Source organism: Kitasatospora sp. NPDC088742 (genome assembly GCF_055584905.1).
This window is the reverse complement of sequence record NZ_JBVJLD010000076.1, coordinates 1-16,477: the sequence shown is the minus strand read 5'-3', so window position 1 is coordinate 16,477 and position 16,477 is coordinate 1. Positions and strand designations below refer to the sequence as shown.

Sequence of the window (16,477 nt, the reverse complement as noted above, 5' to 3'; positions counted from 1 at the left end):
GGCCGGTCCCTACACTTGTTGCCACGACCTCGACGAGACCCAGGGCAGGCACCGTGGCGGACACCGAGACCCCCTCCGACTGGAAGGCCGACCTGCGCGAGCGCGGGTACCGGCTCACTCCGCAGCGCCAGCTGGTGCTGGAGGCGGTCGACCGGCTGGACCACGCGACCCCGGACGACATCCTCCACGAGGTCCGCAAGACCGCCAGCGGCATCAACATCTCCACCGTCTACCGGACCCTGGAGCTGCTGGAGGAGCTGCGCCTGGTCTCGCACGCCCACCTCGGCCACGGCGCCCCGACCTATCACCTGGCGGGCCGTCACCACCACCTGCACCTGGTCTGCCGGGACTGCGACTCGGTCACCGAGACCGACACCGCGGTCGCCGCACCGCTGGTGGAGGGCCTGAAGGCGGCACACGGCTTCGACACCGACCTCAAGCACTTCGCCATCTTCGGCCGCTGCGCCGACTGCACCGCGAAGGCCGAGCGGGCACAGTCGTAAGCTTGCGGGCATGAAGAGTCCGCTGCTTGCCCTGCCCGGTGCCGTCCCCGCCGAAGGAGCCGACGAGGGGGTGGCCGCGCACTACGGCGACCTCTTCCGCGAGCAGCGTGAACTGGCCGAGGGGCGCGGCTTCGTGGACCTCTCGCACCGGGGCGTGCTCACCGTCACCGGCGCGGACCGGCTGACCTGGCTGCACCTGCTGCTGACCCAGCACGTCTCGGCGCTCCCGGCCCAGCAGGCCACCGAGGCGCTGATCCTCTCCCCGAACGGGCACGTGGAGCACGCGCTCTACCTGGTGGACGACGGCGAGACCACCTGGGCGCACGTCGAGCCGGGCACCCAGGAGGCGCTGATCGCCTACCTGGAGAGCATGAAGTTCTTCTACCGGGTCGAGGTCGCCGACCGCTCCGGCGAGCTGGCGGTGGTGCACCTGCCGGCCCGCTCCTCCGCCTCCGCCGAGGGCGCCCTCGCAGTGCGCGAACTGCCCTACGGGCGGGACCTGTTCGTGCCGCGCGCCGAGCTGGAGAAGCTGACCGCGGGCTACGGCCCGGCGGCCGGGATCTTGGCCTACGAGGCGCTGCGGATCGAGGGTCACCGGCCCCGGCTGGGCTTCGAGACCGACCACCGGACCATCCCGCACGAGGTGGACTGGCTGACCTCCGCCGTGCACCTGCAGAAGGGCTGCTACCGGGGCCAGGAGACGGTGGCCCGGGTGCACAACCTCGGCCGTCCGCCGCGTCGGCTGGTCTTCCTGCACCTGGACGGCACCGAGGAGAAGCTGCCCGCGCACGGCGCCGAGGTGCTCCGCCCGGGCCAGGACCGCCCGGTCGGCTTCGTCACCTCCTCGGCGCGCCACCACGAGCTGGGGCCGATCGCGCTGGCGCTGGTGAAGCGGAACGTGCCGGAGGACGAGGTGCTGCTCGCGGACGGCGTCCCGGGCACCCAGGACGTGATCGTCCCCGTCTGAGTCTCCGTCAGATCTCCAGCAGCACGGTGAACGGCCCGTCGTTCACCAGGCTGACCTTCATGTCCGCGCCGAACCGGCCGGTGGCCACGGTGGCCCCCAGGGCCCGGAGTTCGGCCACCACGGCGTCCACCAGCGGCTCGGCCTTCGGGCCGGCCGCGGCGGCGTTCCAGGTGGGGCGGCGGCCCTTGCGCGCGTCGCCGTAGAGCGTGAACTGGCTGATCACCAGCAGCGGCGCGTCGATGTCCGAGCAGCTCTCCTCGGTCTCGCCGTGCGAGAACAGCCGCAGAGTCCAGAGCTTGCGGGCCAGTTGGGCCGCCTTCTCCGGGGTGTCCTCGTGCGTCACGCCGACCAGGACGCAGAGCCCCGGGCCCTCGATCGCGCCGACCGTCTCGCCGTCCACCGTCACGGCCGCCTCGGCGGCCCGCTGCACCACTGCTCGCATGCGGCACATTCTGCCCCAGGCGTCACAGCGCGCCCCCGGCGCGTGAACGGAGACCGCACGCCGGGGGCGCGCAGGGTCTGTCGGTCGAGCCCCCGTGCGGCCTGCGGATTGTCCTCGTCGTATCAGCCACCCCCCATCGCCAGGGGGCCGTTCGGGGGTACGGGCGGTGCGGTGCGAGGCTGCGGATGGCACGCTGTGGACGGCGCGCGGGCGGCTCCCGTTCGGAGGTTTCGAACGCACGCATCCCTCGCACGGGTGGTCCCTTCCGCCGGCGGGAACCCTCGGAACCGGGTGGTCGTGCACGAGGTGACGGGGCGTCAGGGGGAGGTACGGTGACCGGAACAGCGGCAGGTGGTTGGTTGATGGACGCGAGCAGCACGGCCCACGACGAGCAGGCGTACGGGCTCACCGGCCTGGGGCTGGAGCGGCTGCGGCTGATCCGCCGGGACGCCCAGGACCAGGAGGCCGACCTCTCCTACCTGCGCCGCCTGCTGCACGGGCGGATGGACATCCTCCGGGCCGAGCTGGAGCGCCGCCGGCTGGCCGAGGGGCACCCGGAGGCGGACGACCTGCTCGGCCGGCTGCCGTCCATCCTGGCCGACGCCCCGTCAGGGGTGCGCAGGCCCGCCCGGCACCTGCGGATGGGCCCGCCGCGCGGCGAGCGCTACCAGCGGGAGGCGGACACCCTGATGGGCGACGTCCAGCTGGCCGACCTCGGGGCGCACCCCACCGAGGAGTTGCTGTCCGCCGTGGAGCGGCTGACGGTGCACGAGCGGGAGGTCTCCGGCCGCCGCCAGGCGCTCCAGCGGCGGGCCGACGACTGCAGCGCGGAGATCACCCGCCGGTACCGGGAGGGCGAGGCCCGGGTGGACGACCTGCTGGCCGGGAGCTGAGCGGTCCGGGAGCCGAGCCGTCCGGGCGACCTCGGGCGGCCGTCTGCGCGTGCGGCGGGCACCCGGCTGGGGCACGGTGGACGGGTCGGGGGGACCGTCCACGGACTTGCCGTCCGCAGAGCAGGGAGCCAGCCATGACCGACCACGTCTACCGGGTCACCGAGATCGTCGGGTCCTCCACCGAGAGCGTGGACGCCGCCATCCGCAACGGGGTCGGCCGCGCCTCCCGCACCCTGCGCAACCTCGACTGGTTCGAGGTGACGCAGATCCGGGGCCACCTCTCCGACGGGGCGGTGGCGCACTTCCAGGTCGGACTGAAGGTCGGCTTCCGGCTCGACGACGAGGACTGACGAGGACTGACGGGGTCTCAGCTCCGCCGGGCCCGGGCCGGCAGCACCAGCGGTGCGCCGGTCCCGGGGTGCGGGAGGACCTCCACGGGGTGGCCGTAGACCTCGCTGAGCAGCTCCGCCGAGAGCACCTCGGCGACCGGCCCGTCGGCCACCGGACGGCCCTGGGCGAGCAGGACGATCCGGTCCGCGTAGGCGGCGGCCAGCGAGAGGTCGTGCAGCACGACCACCACCGCGTCCCCGGCGGCGGCCCGCTCCCCGGCCACCCGGAGCACCAGCTCCTGGTGGCGCAGGTCGAGCGCCGCCGTCGGCTCGTCCAGCAGCAGCACGGCGGCCCGCTGGGCCAGCACCCGGGCCAGCGCCACCCGGGCCCGCTCGCCGCCGGAGAGCGCGGTGAACGGACGCTCGGCGAAGGCGGTGGCATCGGTGGCCGCCAGTGCCTCGGCCACGGCGCTCTCGTCCTCCGTCTCGGCCGCCGTCCCGGCCCACGGGGCGCGGCCCATCCGGACCACCTCCCCGGCCGTGAACGGGAAGGTCAGGGCGGAGGACTGCGGCAGCAGCGCGCGGTGCAGGGCGAGTTCGGCCGGCCGGTAGGAGCCGAGCGGGCGGCCGAGCAGCCGCACCTGGCCGGCGGTCGGGGCGTTGTCCCCGGCCAGCACCGAGAGCAGGGTGGACTTCCCCGCGCCGTTCGGCCCGAGCAGTGCCAGCACCTCCCCGGCGCGCACAACCAAGTCGACCCCGCCGAGCAGTTCGCGCCCGCCCAGGCTCAGCCGCAGCCCTTCGGTGACCAGCACCTCGGTGCCCGGGCCGGGGCGCTCCGGCACCTGCCGTCGTGGCCGCCTCATGCCCAACCCCCTTGCTTGGTACGGGTCCTGCGGAGCAGCCAGAAGAAGAACGGGCTGCCGATCAGCGCGGTGAGCACCCCGAGCGGCAGCTCGGCGGGCTGGGCCAGGGTGCGGGCGGCCAGGTCGCCGAGGAGCAGCACCAGGGCTCCGGCCAGGGCGCTGCCGGGCAGCAGGAAGCGGTGGCCGGGGCCGGCCAGCATCCGCAGCAGGTGCGGGACGACCAGGCCGACGAAGCCGATGACGCCGCTGACCGAGACCGCGGCGGCGGTGAGCAGCGCGACCACGGTGATCAGCACCAGGCGCATCCGCTCCACGTCCACGCCGAGGTGCCGGGCCGGGTGCTCGCCGAGCGCCAGCAGGTCCAACTTCCGTGCGTACAGCGGTGCGACGGCCAGCCCGAGCAGGGCGAACGGGAGCACGGCGAGCACCTTGCCCCAGGTCGCCTGGGCCAGCGAGCCGAGCTGCCAGAAGGTCACCTGGCTGATCGCGGCCGAGCCGGCGGTGAACAGGAACAGGCCGATCAGCGCGCCGCAGAAGGCGTTCACCGCGACGCCGGTGAGCACCAGGGTGACCACCTCGGTCCGGCCGCCGGAGCGGGAGAGCGCGTAGACCGCGAAGACGGTGGCCAGACCGGAGGCGAAGGCGAAGGCGGTGACGGTCCAACTGCCCAACGAGTCCAGGCCGAGCACGATGCAGGCCACCGCGCCGACCGCGCCGCCGGAGGAGACGCCGATCACCCCGGGCTCGGCCAGCGGGTTGCCGAAGACGCCCTGCATCAGCGCCCCGGCGCAGCCCAGCGAGGCGCCGACCAGCAGGGCCAGTACCACCCGGGGGAAGCGCACGTTCCACAGCACCGACTCGGGCACCCGCTCCAGGGCGTGGCCGCCGAGGCCCAGGCGGTGCGCCACGGAGGCGAGCACGTCGCCCAGCGGCACCTGGTAGGCGCCGGTCCCGGCGGCCGTCAGGGCGGCCAGCAGCAGGGCCGCGGCCAGGCCGGCGGTCAGCAGGGTGGAGCGGGCCGGGCGGCGGGCCCCGGCGGAGCCGGGCGCGGCGGTGAGCGGGCGGTCCTGAAGGGCGGTCACTTCCCGCCCCCGTAGAGCTGGGTGGCGATCGAGACCAGCACGGCGGGGGTGCGGGGGCCGTAGCTGAGCAGCTCGCCGTCGGGCACCGAGACCACCCGGCGGTCCAGCCCGGCCGGGGTCTGGGCCACGCCGGGGAGCTTGAGCAGCCCGTCCACGCCGCCGACCGACTCCAGGCCCTTGCCCATCACCAGGATGGCGTCGGGGGCTGCCTTGACCAGGGCCTCGCTGGTGAGCGGGGTGAAGTCGCCGGTGAGCCCGGCGGCGGTGCCCGCGTCTGTGCCGCCGACCGCCTCGATCAGCGACACGGCGCCGGAGTCCGGCCCGCCGAGCAGGAAGACCGAGGCGCTGCCGCGCAGGTAGAGGAAGGCCACCTTGGGGTGTTGGCCGGCGGCCGGGATCCCGGCCCGCACCTCGGCGGTGTGGGCGGCCGTACGCTCCGTCAGCTGCCGCCCGGCGTCCGGGACCCCGAGGGCGGCGGCCACCTCGGCGATCCGGACGTCCACGTCGGAGAGCCGCTTGGCGTCGTCCAGCACCACCAGCGGCACCCCGGCGGCCCGGATCTGGGCCACCGCCTCGGCCGGGCCGGTGGAGCGGTCGGCCAGCACCAGGGTGGGGCGCAGCGAGAGCACGCCCTCGGCCGAGACGTCGTGGGCGTGGGTGATCACGGGCAGCGCGGCGGCCTGCTCGAAGGTGGTGGAGACGTCCCGGGCCACCACCTTGGCGCCCAGGCCGAGGGAGAAGACCAGTTCGGCCAGGCTGCCGTTGAGCGGGACGATCCGCTCGGCGCTGGTGACGGTGACCGCCCGGCCGTCGGCCGAGTCCACCGTGACCGGCAGCACCGGGGTCGGGGTGGTGGCCAGTGGCTCGACCCGGTCCGGGACGGCCGCCGCGGCGGTGGTGGGGGTGGGCTCGCCGGCGGTGGCCCCGCCACAGCCGACGGCGGTGGCGAGCAGCAGGGCGAGGCCCAGCGCGCGGGCGCGGATCGGTCCCAGGTTCTTCGCCGTCAACTGCTGCTCCTCGTCGGGGTGCTAGGCACCTCCGGGTGGTGAAGCGGGGGTGGACCCGGGGCGACTCTTGGTGCATATATTAGGTTAGCCTTACCTCAGAAACGCAAGGGGGGTCCCCTCGGACCCTGCCGTACCCCGCCGCACCCCGCCGACCTGGAGCGCTCCGCCATGCCCTTCTCGTGCCGCCTGCGCCGTCTCGCCGCGACCCTGGTCGCGGCGCTCGCCGCACTGCTGACCCTGGCGGTGCCACCGGCCGCGGCCGCGCCCGGCACGGTCTCCGGCGGACGGCTGGACTGGGGGATCAAGCACTCCTTCCTCAGCTACGTCACCGGCCCGATCGCCAACGGCAGTTGGAGCCTGACCGGCGGCGCGGCCACGGTCGGCGGGGACACCTTCCGGTTCCACTCCGCCACCGGCTCCTACGATCCGGAGAGCGGTGCGCTGACCGCCGCGCTCTCCGGTGGGGTCGCCTTGCGGGGCCACGAGAGCAACGGCGGCTACGCCCTGGACATGAAGCTGAGCCGGTTCACCGTGAAGGCCGGCTCCGGCAGCGGCGGGCTCTACGCGGACGTGGTCAGCAAGGCCAAGGACACCGGCGCGGTGAGCAGCGCGAGCCAGGTGAAGCTGGCCGAGCTCGGGCTCGGCGGGATCGACCTGCGCGGCCAGGGCGGCACGATCACCCTCTCCGACGTGCCCGCCACCCTGACCGGCGCCGGGGCCACCGCCTTCGGCGCCTTCTACCCGGCCGGGACGGAGCTGGACCCGCTGACCCTCTCGGTCAACGTCAAGGCGGCCGCCGCGCCCACCCCGAGCGCGACGGCCACGCCCACCACGGCTCCGACCGTCACGGCCGAGCCCGCTGACGCCCCGTCGGCCACGGTGCCGTCGGCCGAGGCTCCGGCTGCGAGCCCGACCGCCGCCGCCCGCACCGAGTTCGCCAACGGCGCGCTGGACTGGGGCGTGCGGCGCACCTTCCGGGACTACGTCACCGGCTCCATCGCCAAGGGCGGCTGGCAGCCGGAGGGCGGCGCGGCCGACGGCGGCGCCTTCTTCCGCTGGACCCCGGCCAAGGGCTCGTACGACCCCGCCACCGGCGAGCTGGGCGCCGCCTTCACCGGCACCGTCCGGTTCCGGGGCATGGAGAGCGGCGGTGCGTACGGCCTCGACCTGGCGCTGGCCGACCCGTCCGTGAAGGTCGCGGGCGGAAAGGGCACGCTGGCCGCCGACGTCTCCGGGAAGACCGCCGACGGCGAGGCCCAGCGGCTGCCCGGCGTGGTGCTGGCCACCTTCGACGCCGCCGCGCTCAAGCCCGAGGGCGGCCTGCTCAAGGCCGTCGAACTCCCGCTCGTCCTCACCGAGGGGGGCAGCAAGGCCTTCGGCGGGCTCTACCCGGCCGGGACCGCGATGGACCCGCTGAGCTTCGCCGTGGCCCTCGATCCGGCCGCCGCCCTGCCGCCCCTGCCGGACCTCGGCTCCGCCGTGCCGAGCGCCCCGGCGAGCACCCCCGCGAGCGCCTCCGCCACCCCCGTGGCCGCGGCCTCGGACCCCTCCGGCGGCTGGGTGCCGGTCGCCGTCGTCGGCGGCGTGCTCGCGGCCGGGGCCGCCGTGGGCACCACCCTGCTGGTCCGCCGCCGCCGGGCCGCCTGAACTCCCGTTCCCCTTCCCCCGCTTGAAGGAGCGTCACCGCAATGCCCGTCACTCCTGCCGCAATCCGCCGCAACCGCACCCCGCTCCCGGCCCTGGCCGCCGCCGCGATAGGCCTGGGCCTGACCGCCGTCAGCGTGCCCGGCCTGGCCTTCGGCGCCCCGGCCAAGGTGGTCTACGACCAGGGCTCCTTCGACTGGGGCGTGAAGAGCAGCTTCCTCAAGTACCTGGAGGGCCCGGCCTCCCAGGGCGGCAAGGTCGAGCTGACGGGCGGCGCGAGCCGGAACGCGGACGGGGCCCTGCACTTCGACGGCGCCGGCGAGTACGACACCACCACCCACGCGCTCTCGGCCGCCTTCACCGGCGGGGTCCGGTTCACCGCCCACGGCGGGCAGATGGACATCACCCTGACCGACCTCAAGCTCACCACCAGCGGCGCCACCGGCTCGATCACCGCCGACGCCTCCACCGTGGAGCTGGTCGAGGACCCGGCCACCAAGGTGAAGTCGCCCCAGCTGGTCAAGCGCGAGGACGCCCCGCTGATCACCTTCCCGGTCGGCCGGGACACCACCGCCGGGGTGCCGGCGGCGGCCACCCTGACGGCCGACGGCTCGGCCGTCTTCGGCGGCTTCTACCAGGCGGGCGCCGCGATGGACCCGGTGAAGATCGTGCTCGCCAAGTCCACGCCCAGCACCTCGCCCTCGCCCTCGACGAGCCCCTCCGACCCCGCGAGCCCGTCCGCCTCGGCGTCCCCGTCGGCTTCGGCTTCTCCCTCGGCTTCGGCGTCCCCGTCGGCTTCGGCTTCTCCCTCGGCTTCGGCTTCGGCTTCGGCTTCGGCCTCGCCGTCCGCCTCTGCGTCGCCGTCGCCGTCCGTGTCCCCGTCCGGGGCGGCGAGCCCGTCCGCCTCGCCCAGCACCTCGGCCTCGCCGAGCACCGCTCCGAGCACCGCGCCGGCCGAACTCCCGATCGTGGACGGCCGGTTGGAGTGGGGCGTCAAGGAGTCCTTCCGCAGGTACCTGGCCATGCCGGCCGGCGGCGGCAAGGTGGAGTTCGGCGGCGGCGCGGCCGACTACCGGTTCGGCAAGGGCAGCGGCGCGTACAACACCAGGACCCACGGCGTCACCGCCGGGTTCCAGGGCTCGGTCCGCTTCCTGGCCCACCCCAAGGGCGACGCGTACGAGCTCGACCTGACCATCGCCAACCCGGGCGTGCGGATCGAGCGGTCCGGGGCCTTCCTGACCGCCGACCTGACGTCCAAGGCGACGGACGGCACCACCGCCGAGTGGAAGGGCATGAAGCTCGCCGCGCTGGACGTCTCCAAGGCGGGCTTCGCCCCGGTCGACGGCGTGGTGACGCTCGATCAGCTCCCGGCCACCCTGACCAAGGAGGGCGCCACTGCCTTCGCCGGCTTCTACAAGGAGGGCGACGCGCTGGACCCGGTGACCGCCGTGCTGTCCTTCGACAAGGCGGCCAGCCTCCCGACCTCCTCGGCGAAGCCCTCCACCCCGGCTCCCTCGGCCGGTACCGGCGCCACCAACGGTGGTGCCACGGGCGGCGGTTCGACCGGTGGCGGTGCGGTGCTCACCAGCAACGGCGGCGGCAACGGCAACGGCAGCGGCAACGGCAGCGGCGGCGGTTCGCTCGACTCCACCGGCCAGTTGGCCTCCACCGGCACGGACACCCCGGTGGTCCCGCTGGTCGCCACCGCGGCCGGTCTGCTGCTGCTCGGCGGCGGCACCACGGTGCTGGTCCGGCGCCGCACCCGCTGACCACGTGACGGTGCCCCCGCCGGGAGTCGAACTCCCGGCGGGGGCACCGTCGTCCGTGTGCTCAGGCGCTGAGCGGGTACCGCAGGTCGAGGTCGGCGAAGATCGCGCCGTTCAGGCCGAAGGCCCGCTTGGTCTCCTCGACCACCCGGCGCTGCTCGACCTCGTCCAGCTCCAGCCCGGCGGCGTCCAGCTTGGCGCGGTAGTCGCGCTTGAACGCGGCCGGGTTCTCGACCTGGTCGAAGACGTAGAAGTGCACCCCGGCGCCCTTCTTCTCGAAGCCCCAGGTCTTCTCGGCCACGCCGCGGATGATCTGACCGCCCGACAGGTCGCCCAGGTAGCGGGTGTAGTGGTGGGCCAGGTACCCGGCCGGCCAGCTCTCGACCAGCTCCTCCAGCCGGGCCGCGTACGCGGCGGTGGCGGGCAGCGCGACCAGCCCGTCGCGCCAGTCGGCGCCGCGCAGGTGGAGCAGGTCGGCCTCCAGGGCGGCGGTGCGGAACAGCGCCGGGTCGATGAACCTGCCCACCACCGGGTGCTCGGCCAGCTCGGCAGCGCGGCCCTCCAGGGCCCGGTAGACGAACCAGAGCTGGCCGGAGAGCTCGGCGTAGGCGTCCACCCCGAGGCGGCCGTTCAGCAGGTGCCCCATGAAGGCCGACCCTTCGGCGGCCTCGTGCTCGGCGGCACTGGCGGTGCGCAGCACGGTGGAGAACGGCGTGGGCTCGGGGCTGGTCATGCGGACCTCCGGGGTCGGGGGAGACGTCTCCGATTCTCTATGGTTAGCCTTACCTAAGTCAACGTGATGCCGACAGGCTGTCGGTAAGAGCCCGGATGAAAAAGCCCGTGGCGAGCAGTCAGCTGCTCGCCACGGGCCCGGGAGTGACGGGGCCTCAGTGGCCGCCGTTCTCCTCGAAGCGCTTGACCGACGCGTTGATCTCGGCCTCGGCCTCGGTGCGGCCGACCCAGTCGGCACCCTGGACCGACTTGCCGGGCTCCAGGTCCTTGTAGACCTCGAAGAAGTGCTGGATCTCCAGGCGGTCGAACTCCGACACGTGCTGGATGTCCTGCAGGTGCGACCAGCGCGGGTCGGTGGCCGGGACGCAGAGCAGCTTGTCGTCGCCGCCCGCCTCGTCGGTCATCTTGAACATGCCGATGGCGCGGCACTTGATCAGGCAACCGGGGAAGGTCGGCTCCTCCAGGATGACCAGGGCGTCCAGCGGGTCGCCGTCGTCCGCCAGGGTGCCCTCGACGTAGCCGTAGTCGGCCGGGTAGCGGGTCGAGGTGAAGAGCATCCGGTCAAGACGCAGGCGACCGGACTCGTGGTCAACCTCGTACTTGTTACGGGAGCCCTTCGGGATCTCGATCAGGACGTCGAACTCCAACGGTTCCTCCAAGGTAGGGACTGGCAGGATCTAGTGTCTCCTACGGCAGGGTGTGCTCAGGAAAGGGGCCCGGTGGTGCAGCGAGGGACGGGGGAGCGGCGCGGCCGCAGAGCGGCGGTGGCCGGAGTGCTCGGGGTCGCGCTCACCGCGGGCGGACTGACGACGGCCACGGCCGCGCCCAGCCCCAAGGCGGGCCAGAGCAGCGGACATCCGTCCGCCCCGTCCGCCCCGTCAGCCCCGGCCCCCGGCGCAGCGGCCGGCACCCCCAAGCCGCCGGCCCCCGCCGGGCCGAAGCTGGCCGCCACCGGCGGCGCCGTGCTCGCCGCGAGCGTCACCGGCGACACCGGCCTGCCCACCACCGCCGGACTCCAGCGCGACCTCGGGGCGCTGGTGCAGGACAAGGCGCTCGGCACCCTCAGCTTCGCCGTCACCGACGGCGTCACCGGCGCCCTGCTCTACGGCGGCAACGAGAACAACCCCGCCACCCCGGCCTCCACCACCAAGCTGCTCACCGCGGTCGCCGCGCTCCGGCTGATCCCCGGTGACACCCGGCTCTCCACCCGGGTCGTGCGGGGCGCCACCCCCGACGAGATCGTGCTGGTCGGCGGCGGTGACCCGACCCTCTCCACCCTCCCGGTGGCCGACGTCCGGGTCGGCGGCATGCCGGTGGACGAGGACACCGCCCCCGCCGCCCTCGCCGACCTCGCCCAGCGGACCGCCGCCGCCCTCAAGGCGGCCGGGGTCAGCTCGGTGAAGCTCGGCTTCGACACCTCGCTCTTCACCGGCCCGATCCGGCACGCCCAGCACGACGCCACCAACATCGCGGACGTCACCCCGCTGATGGTCGACGAGGCCAAGAACGACCCGCGCTCCCAGGAGGAGGCCCCGCTCCGGGTCGCCGAACCCGCCGCCAAGGCCACCGACGCGTTCGCCGCCCTGCTCGGCGGACTCGGGATCGCCGTCCAGGGCAAGCCCGTCGCCAAGACCGCCGCGGCCGGCGCGGCCGAACTCGCCGCCGTGCAGTCGCCGACCGTCGACCGGCTGGTGGAACGCTTCCTCACCACCTCCGACAACCTGCTCACCGAGACGATCGCCCGTCAGGTCGCCATCGCCGCCAAGCAGCCCGCGAGCTTCGAGGGCGCCTCGCTCGCCACCCGGCAGACCCTGGAGGCGCTCGGCGTCCCGATGGCGGGCGTCGTCCTCAACGACGGCAGCGGCCTGCACACCGGGGACCAGCTCTCCCCGCTGGTCCTCGCCAAGGTCCTCGCCCTCGCCTCCTCGCCCGAACACCCCCAGCTGCGACCGGTGTTGACCGGCCTCCCGATCGCCGGGTTCACCGGCACCATGGCCGGCCGCTTCGCCAAGTCCCCCGAGGGCATCGGCATCGTCCGGGCCAAGACCGGCACCCTGGCCGGCAGCGGCATCTACACCCTGGCCGGCACCGTCATGAACGCCGACGGCCGCCCGCTCACCTTCGCCCTGATGACCCGCACCACCGCCCTCGGCGACGCCGCCCGCGCGGCGATCGACCGCGTCATCGCCCGCCTCGCCGCCTGCGGTTGCCGCTGACCTCCGGTAGGAGCGCCCCGCAGGGGCGCGAGGAACTGCGCGGGTCGGAAGGCAACGCACCTGCAACTGAATCGCCGTCAGTCAGTTGCGGGTACTGCCGTTCCCCTGCGCGCAGTTCCTCGCGCCCCTGGCGTAGCCGACTCCGCAAGCATGTGCCCCGGGCGGGGGTTCCCGTACGGTGAGGGCATGACGAGCGCGAGCGGTGGGGCTGGGATGGTCGACTGGGATCTCGCGGTCGCTACGGCGACCCGGCTGGTGCGGCCCGGCCCCGAGGTGACCAGGACCGAGGCCCGCGAGGTGGTCTCCGAACTCCGGCGCCACGCGCTGGAAGCGGAGGAGCACGTCCGCGCCTACACCCGGATGGCCTCCTCCAGCCTGCTCGCCGCCGACTCCACCCCGGTCCTGGTGGTCGACCGCCCCGGCTGGGTGCGGGCCAACGTGGCCGGCTTCCGCACCGTCGTCCGCCCGCTGGTCGAGAAGCTCCAGGCCCGCCGCACCGACACCCCCGGTGCCGCGATGTTCGGCTCGCTCGGGGAGAAGGCCACCGGCGTCGAGATCGGCGCGGTGCTGGCCTTCCTCTCCGGGAAGGTGCTCGGCCAGTACGAGACCTTCGCCCCGGCCGAGTACCCGGGCCCGCTGCCGAGCGCCCCGGACAGCCCCGAGGGGATCATGGACTCGCCCCGGCTGGGCCTGCGGCCCCCGGCCCCCGGACGGCTGCTCCTGGTCGCGCCGAACATCGTCCAGGTGGAGCGCGAACTCGACGTCGACCCGCACGACTTCCGGCTCTGGGTCTGCCTGCACGAGGAGACCCACCGCACCCAGTTCACGGCGGTGCCGTGGCTGCGCGACCACATCCAGTCCGAGGTGCAGTCCTTCCTGGCGCAGACCGAGGTGGACCCGGTGGCGCTGCTGGAGCGGGCGCGCGGGCTGCTCGGCGGGCGCGGCGAGGGGGAGCGCGAGCGGGGCTCGTTGATGGAGGTGGTGCAGTCGCCGGGGCAGCGCGAGACCCTCAACCGGCTGACGGCGGTGATGTCCCTCCTGGAGGGGCACGCGGACGTGGTGATGGACGGGGTCGGGCCGGTCGTGGTGCCGAGCGTGGGGGAGATCCGGGAGAAGTTCCAGCAGCGGCGCGCCCTCGGGGCGGGGCGGCTGGACCTGGTGGTCCGCCGCCTGCTCGGCATGGACGCCAAGCTCCGCCAGTACCAGGACGGCGCGGTCTTCGTCCGGGGCGTCATGGACCGGGTCGGCATGGACGGCTTCAACCGGGTCTGGACCTCGCCGAACACCCTCCCCACCAAGGAGGAGATCCACAACCCCGCCGCCTGGGTCGCCCGCGTCACGCCGTAACGAGACGTCGCCTGCGGCGGGCTCGCGGGGGAGAGGCGGGAGTCGCCTGCGGCGGGCTTGTGGGGCAGGAGGTCGGGGTGCCGCTGCGGTGTGCGCCTTTCGCCTGCGGCGGGCTTGTGGGGGAGAGGCGGGAGTCGCCTGCGGCGGGCTTGTGGGGTGGGGCCTGACGGTGTGCCAGGGCGGTCGTCTGTGGGCCGTTCCTGTTGCCGTCCGTTCGGCGGGGGCGTCGCGGGGGTGGGGCTGATGGTGGGTCAGTCGGGCGGGGGTCGCACATGGGTGCCGTCGGGTTGACCCGTTGGCGGTGAGGGAACGTTTCTTCATTCACTCGTACGTGGGACCGTGGTCGTACCGGTGGCGAGGGTGGCGTGGCCGGTGCCCGGATTCTGCGACCATCTGTGAGCATCCGGTGACTCTGGGCTGACGCCGCGTCACCGTTCCCGCTCCGCCCCCGTGCCAAGGAGTGCCTCCCCGTGGGACCACACCCCGCCGTCGCGGCGATACGCCTCGCCGTCCGCCGCACCCTCGCCGAACTCGCCGCAGACCTGGGCGACATCACCCCCGCCGCCCGCTCGCCGCGCGGCCGCCCGGCCGCCCTCGCACTCAGCGGGGCGCCGGCCCCCGAGAGCGCCACCACGCTGATCGGCAACGCCCGACGGCACCCCTCCGGACTGCCCCGCACCCCCGCCGCCCCCGGCTCGCCGCTGGTGCTGGTCGCGGTGAGCGGCGGCGCCGACTCGATGGCGCTGGCCATCGCCACCGCCTTCGAGGCGCCCAAGCTCGGCCTGCGGGTGGGCGCGGTGACGGTGGATCACGGACTGCAGGACGGCTCCGAGGAGCGGGCCCGCCAGGTGGCCGACCGGCTCGCCGCGCTGGGGCTGGACCCGGTGGAGGCCGTCCAGGTGCTGGTGGGCCGTCAGGGCGGGCCGGAGAACGCCGCCCGGGAGGCCAGGTACGCCGCGCTGGACGAGGCCGCCGAGCGCTTCGGTGCGGTGGCGGTGCTGCTCGGGCACACCAGGGACGACCAGGCCGAGACGGTGCTGATGGGGCTGGCCCGCGGGTCGGGCGCCCGTTCGCTGGCCGGCATGCCGGCCCAGAAGGGCCGCTACCGGCGGCCGTTGCTGGAGCTGGACCGGGCGGCCACCCGGCAGGCCTGCAAGGAGCAGGCGATCCCGATCTGGGACGACCCGCACAACGCGGACCCGGCGTACACCCGGGCCCGGGTGCGGCACGAGGTGCTGCCGGTGCTGGAGAAGCACCTGGGCACCGGGGTGGTCGAGGCGCTGGCGCGGACCGCCCGGCTGTTCCGGGACGACGCCGACGCGCTGGACCAGTGGGCCGCGCTGGCCGAGCGTGATCTCCGGACGGCCGAAGGGGGCCTGGACGTCGCCAGGTTGGCCGAACTGCCGTCCGCCGTACGCCGCCGGCTGCTCCGCCGGGCCGCGCTGCGGGCGGGCTGTCCGGCCGGTGACCTGTTCGCCCGTCACCTCGAAACGGTGGACCTGCTGGTCACCGGATGGCGTGGTCAGGGGCCCCTGCACCTACCCGGAGGGGTGGAGGTCACCCGCACGTGTGGCACGCTGGTGTTCCGGCGCCAGGGCGACTGACGGGTGAACACCAGGTCGCAGGGCCGCCGCCGACACAGGACCCCGAACGTTTGAGGACGTATCCCCGGTGGATCACAACGACATGGGCGCCGACCTGGCGAAGGTGCTCATCAGCAAGGACGAGATCGACGCCAAGCTCCTTGAGCTCGGCGAGCGGATCGACCAGGACTACGCCGGCCGCGACCTGCTCATCGTCGGCGTGCTCAAGGGCGCCGTCATGGTGATGGCCGACCTGTCCCGGGTGCTGCACTCGAAGGTCACCATGGACTGGATGGCGGTCTCCTCCTACGGGATGGGCACCAAGTCCTCGGGCGTGGTCCGGATCCTGAAGGACCTGGACACCGACATCTCGGGCCGTGACGTGCTGATCGTCGAGGACATCATCGACTCCGGCCTGACGCTGTCCTGGCTGCTCAACAACCTGCGCTCGCGCGGCCCGGCCTCGCTGGAGGTCTGCACCCTGCTGCGCAAGCCGGACGCGGCCAAGGTCGAGATCGACGTCAAGTACGTCGGGTTCGACATCCCGAACGAGTTCGTGGTCGGCTACGGCTTGGACTACGCGGAGAAGCTGCGGAACCTGCCGTTCATCGGCACCCTGGCTCCGCACGTGTACGGCGGCTGACACACCGTCGGAAGAGAGTGCCCCGATCGGGCGACGGGCGGGAACAGTGCGATGTTCCCGCCCGTTGTGCCGGGGTAGGAAAATACGTCGTAGTCGTCGTGCTCCCGCCGTCGGCGGTGAAGGCTGCGGTACGGTCCCATAAACCGCTCTTCTCATGAGCACATACCGGATGCGCCGACGGCCACAGCCGATCAGCGCTGTTGAGTGGCAGGAGGGACGGGGCGGCAACGCCCCGCATGGATGGACGTCAAGCGATACTTCCGTGCGCCGATCATGTGGATCGTACTGGCCGTCCTCGCCGTCATTGTGCTGATGCAGGTCGTCTCCGACTCCAGCGGCTCCAAGACGGCGGACACCAGCCAGATCGTCTACGCGATCAGGAACGACCAGGCGCAGTCGGTGCAGATCACCACCGGCGACTCGAATCTGATCAAGGTCGAGCTGAGGGACGGTCAGAAGC

General features: G+C 73.8%; 16 protein-coding genes and 1 pseudogene. 11 read left to right on the top strand and 6 right to left on the bottom strand.

Features of this window, described 5'->3' with window-relative positions:
* Positions 1 to 53: 53 nt before the first annotated feature.
* Together ACZ6ZR_RS36425 and ygfZ are read left to right on the top strand one after the other, a co-directional pair.
* Positions 54 to 503 (top strand): Fur family transcriptional regulator, encoded by a 450-nt coding sequence (locus ACZ6ZR_RS36425; RefSeq protein ID WP_465649966.1) that lies wholly within the window; start codon positions 54 to 56, stop codon positions 501 to 503.
* Positions 504 to 513: 10 nt separating this feature from the next.
* Positions 514 to 1,470: a CAF17-like 4Fe-4S cluster assembly/insertion protein YgfZ gene (gene ygfZ, locus ACZ6ZR_RS36420; protein WP_465649964.1), complete on the top strand. Its 957-nt coding sequence runs from the start codon at positions 514 to 516 to the stop codon at positions 1,468 to 1,470.
* 7 nt (positions 1,471 to 1,477) lie between these two features.
* Here ygfZ and dtd read toward each other — a convergent pair whose 3' ends face one another.
* Positions 1,478 to 1,912, bottom strand: coding sequence for a D-aminoacyl-tRNA deacylase (gene dtd / locus ACZ6ZR_RS36415; RefSeq protein WP_465649962.1), 435 nt, complete (start codon positions 1,910 to 1,912; stop codon positions 1,478 to 1,480).
* Positions 1,913 to 2,274: 362 nt separating this feature from the next.
* Here dtd and ACZ6ZR_RS36410 point away from each other — a divergent pair, with 362 nt between their 5' ends.
* Positions 2,275 to 2,805, top strand: a complete 531-nt coding sequence (locus ACZ6ZR_RS36410; RefSeq protein ID WP_465649960.1) for an RsiG family protein — start codon at positions 2,275 to 2,277, stop codon at positions 2,803 to 2,805.
* A 134-nt stretch (positions 2,806 to 2,939) separates the two neighbouring features.
* Positions 2,940 to 3,155 carry a dodecin gene (locus ACZ6ZR_RS36405; protein WP_465649959.1) on the top strand — a complete coding sequence of 72 codons (216 nt, stop codon included), beginning with the start codon at positions 2,940 to 2,942 and terminating at the stop codon, positions 3,153 to 3,155.
* Between the two features lie 17 nt (positions 3,156 to 3,172).
* Here the strand turns inward: ACZ6ZR_RS36405 and ACZ6ZR_RS36400 are convergent, their stop codons facing one another.
* The 3 genes from ACZ6ZR_RS36400 to ACZ6ZR_RS36390 are packed head-to-tail and all read right to left on the bottom strand — an operon-like array spanning position 3,173 to position 6,086.
* Positions 3,173 to 3,997: a heme ABC transporter ATP-binding protein gene (locus ACZ6ZR_RS36400; protein WP_465649957.1), complete on the bottom strand. Its 825-nt coding sequence runs from the start codon at positions 3,995 to 3,997 to the stop codon at positions 3,173 to 3,175.
* A complete protein-coding gene (locus tag ACZ6ZR_RS36395; RefSeq protein WP_465649955.1) occupies positions 3,994 to 5,079 on the bottom strand; it encodes a FecCD family ABC transporter permease in 1,086 nt (361 codons plus the stop codon). The genes ACZ6ZR_RS36400 and ACZ6ZR_RS36395 overlap by 4 nt, the downstream gene beginning before the upstream one ends.
* Positions 5,076 to 6,086 (bottom strand): heme/hemin ABC transporter substrate-binding protein, encoded by a 1,011-nt coding sequence (locus ACZ6ZR_RS36390; RefSeq protein ID WP_465649953.1) that lies wholly within the window; start codon positions 6,084 to 6,086, stop codon positions 5,076 to 5,078. The genes ACZ6ZR_RS36395 and ACZ6ZR_RS36390 overlap by 4 nt, the downstream gene beginning before the upstream one ends.
* Positions 6,087 to 6,254: 168 nt before the next feature.
* On the opposite strand from ACZ6ZR_RS36390, the gene ACZ6ZR_RS36385 reads away from it, so the two are divergent.
* Positions 6,255 to 7,733 carry an HtaA domain-containing protein gene (locus tag ACZ6ZR_RS36385; RefSeq protein WP_465649951.1) on the top strand — a complete coding sequence of 493 codons (1,479 nt, stop codon included), beginning with the start codon at positions 6,255 to 6,257 and terminating at the stop codon, positions 7,731 to 7,733.
* A 41-nt stretch (positions 7,734 to 7,774) separates the two neighbouring features.
* Positions 7,775 to 9,499 (top strand): HtaA domain-containing protein, encoded by a 1,725-nt coding sequence (locus ACZ6ZR_RS36380; RefSeq protein WP_465649949.1) that lies wholly within the window; start codon positions 7,775 to 7,777, stop codon positions 9,497 to 9,499.
* Positions 9,500 to 9,560: 61 nt separating this feature from the next.
* Here the strand turns inward: ACZ6ZR_RS36380 and ACZ6ZR_RS36375 are convergent, their stop codons facing one another.
* Positions 9,561 to 10,229, bottom strand: a complete 669-nt coding sequence (locus ACZ6ZR_RS36375; protein ID WP_465649947.1) for a biliverdin-producing heme oxygenase — start codon at positions 10,227 to 10,229, stop codon at positions 9,561 to 9,563.
* A 154-nt stretch (positions 10,230 to 10,383) separates the two neighbouring features.
* Complete coding sequence (locus ACZ6ZR_RS36370) at positions 10,384 to 10,875, bottom strand: inorganic diphosphatase (RefSeq protein WP_402302198.1); 492 nt, start codon at positions 10,873 to 10,875, stop codon at positions 10,384 to 10,386.
* A 75-nt stretch (positions 10,876 to 10,950) separates the two neighbouring features.
* Between ACZ6ZR_RS36370 and dacB the strand changes: the two genes are divergently transcribed.
* From dacB to ACZ6ZR_RS36345, 5 genes and pseudogenes are all read left to right on the top strand, one after another.
* Positions 10,951 to 12,444, top strand: coding sequence for a D-alanyl-D-alanine carboxypeptidase/D-alanyl-D-alanine endopeptidase (gene dacB, locus ACZ6ZR_RS36365; protein WP_465649944.1), 1,494 nt, complete (start codon positions 10,951 to 10,953; stop codon positions 12,442 to 12,444).
* 186 nt (positions 12,445 to 12,630) lie between these two features.
* Positions 12,631 to 13,791, top strand: coding sequence for a zinc-dependent metalloprotease (locus tag ACZ6ZR_RS36360; protein ID WP_465649942.1), 1,161 nt, complete (start codon positions 12,631 to 12,633; stop codon positions 13,789 to 13,791).
* Between the two features lie 470 nt (positions 13,792 to 14,261).
* Entirely contained in the window at positions 14,262 to 15,395 is a 1,134-nt protein-coding gene (gene tilS, locus ACZ6ZR_RS36355; protein WP_465649940.1) for a tRNA lysidine(34) synthetase TilS, read from the top strand.
* A gap of 82 nt (positions 15,396 to 15,477) precedes the next feature.
* Positions 15,478 to 16,017: a hypoxanthine phosphoribosyltransferase gene (gene hpt / locus ACZ6ZR_RS36350; RefSeq protein WP_380149463.1), complete on the top strand. Its 540-nt coding sequence runs from the start codon at positions 15,478 to 15,480 to the stop codon at positions 16,015 to 16,017.
* A 240-nt stretch (positions 16,018 to 16,257) separates the two neighbouring features.
* A pseudogene (locus ACZ6ZR_RS36345) lies at positions 16,258 to 16,477 on the top strand (ATP-dependent zinc metalloprotease FtsH); the annotation flags it as partial.

Bases quoted from the DNA above. Each gene is read 5' to 3' on its own strand.
- ygfZ (WP_465649964.1), top strand. From the start codon at position 514: ATGAAGAGTCCGCTGCTTGCCCTGCCCGGTGCCGTCCCCGCCGAAGGA.
- dtd (WP_465649962.1), bottom strand. From the start codon at position 1,912: ATGCGAGCAGTGGTGCAGCGGGCCGCCGAGGCGGCCGTGACGGTGGAC.
- ACZ6ZR_RS36410 (WP_465649960.1), top strand. From the start codon at position 2,275: ATGGACGCGAGCAGCACGGCCCACGACGAGCAGGCGTACGGGCTCACC.
- ACZ6ZR_RS36405 (WP_465649959.1), top strand. From the start codon at position 2,940: ATGACCGACCACGTCTACCGGGTCACCGAGATCGTCGGGTCCTCCACC.
- ACZ6ZR_RS36400 (WP_465649957.1), bottom strand. From the start codon at position 3,997: ATGAGGCGGCCACGACGGCAGGTGCCGGAGCGCCCCGGCCCGGGCACC.
- ACZ6ZR_RS36385 (WP_465649951.1), top strand. From the start codon at position 6,255: ATGCCCTTCTCGTGCCGCCTGCGCCGTCTCGCCGCGACCCTGGTCGCG.
- ACZ6ZR_RS36380 (WP_465649949.1), top strand. From the start codon at position 7,775: ATGCCCGTCACTCCTGCCGCAATCCGCCGCAACCGCACCCCGCTCCCG.
- ACZ6ZR_RS36375 (WP_465649947.1), bottom strand. From the start codon at position 10,229: ATGACCAGCCCCGAGCCCACGCCGTTCTCCACCGTGCTGCGCACCGCC.
- ACZ6ZR_RS36360 (WP_465649942.1), top strand. From the start codon at position 12,631: ATGACGAGCGCGAGCGGTGGGGCTGGGATGGTCGACTGGGATCTCGCG.
- hpt (WP_380149463.1), top strand. From the start codon at position 15,478: ATGGGCGCCGACCTGGCGAAGGTGCTCATCAGCAAGGACGAGATCGAC.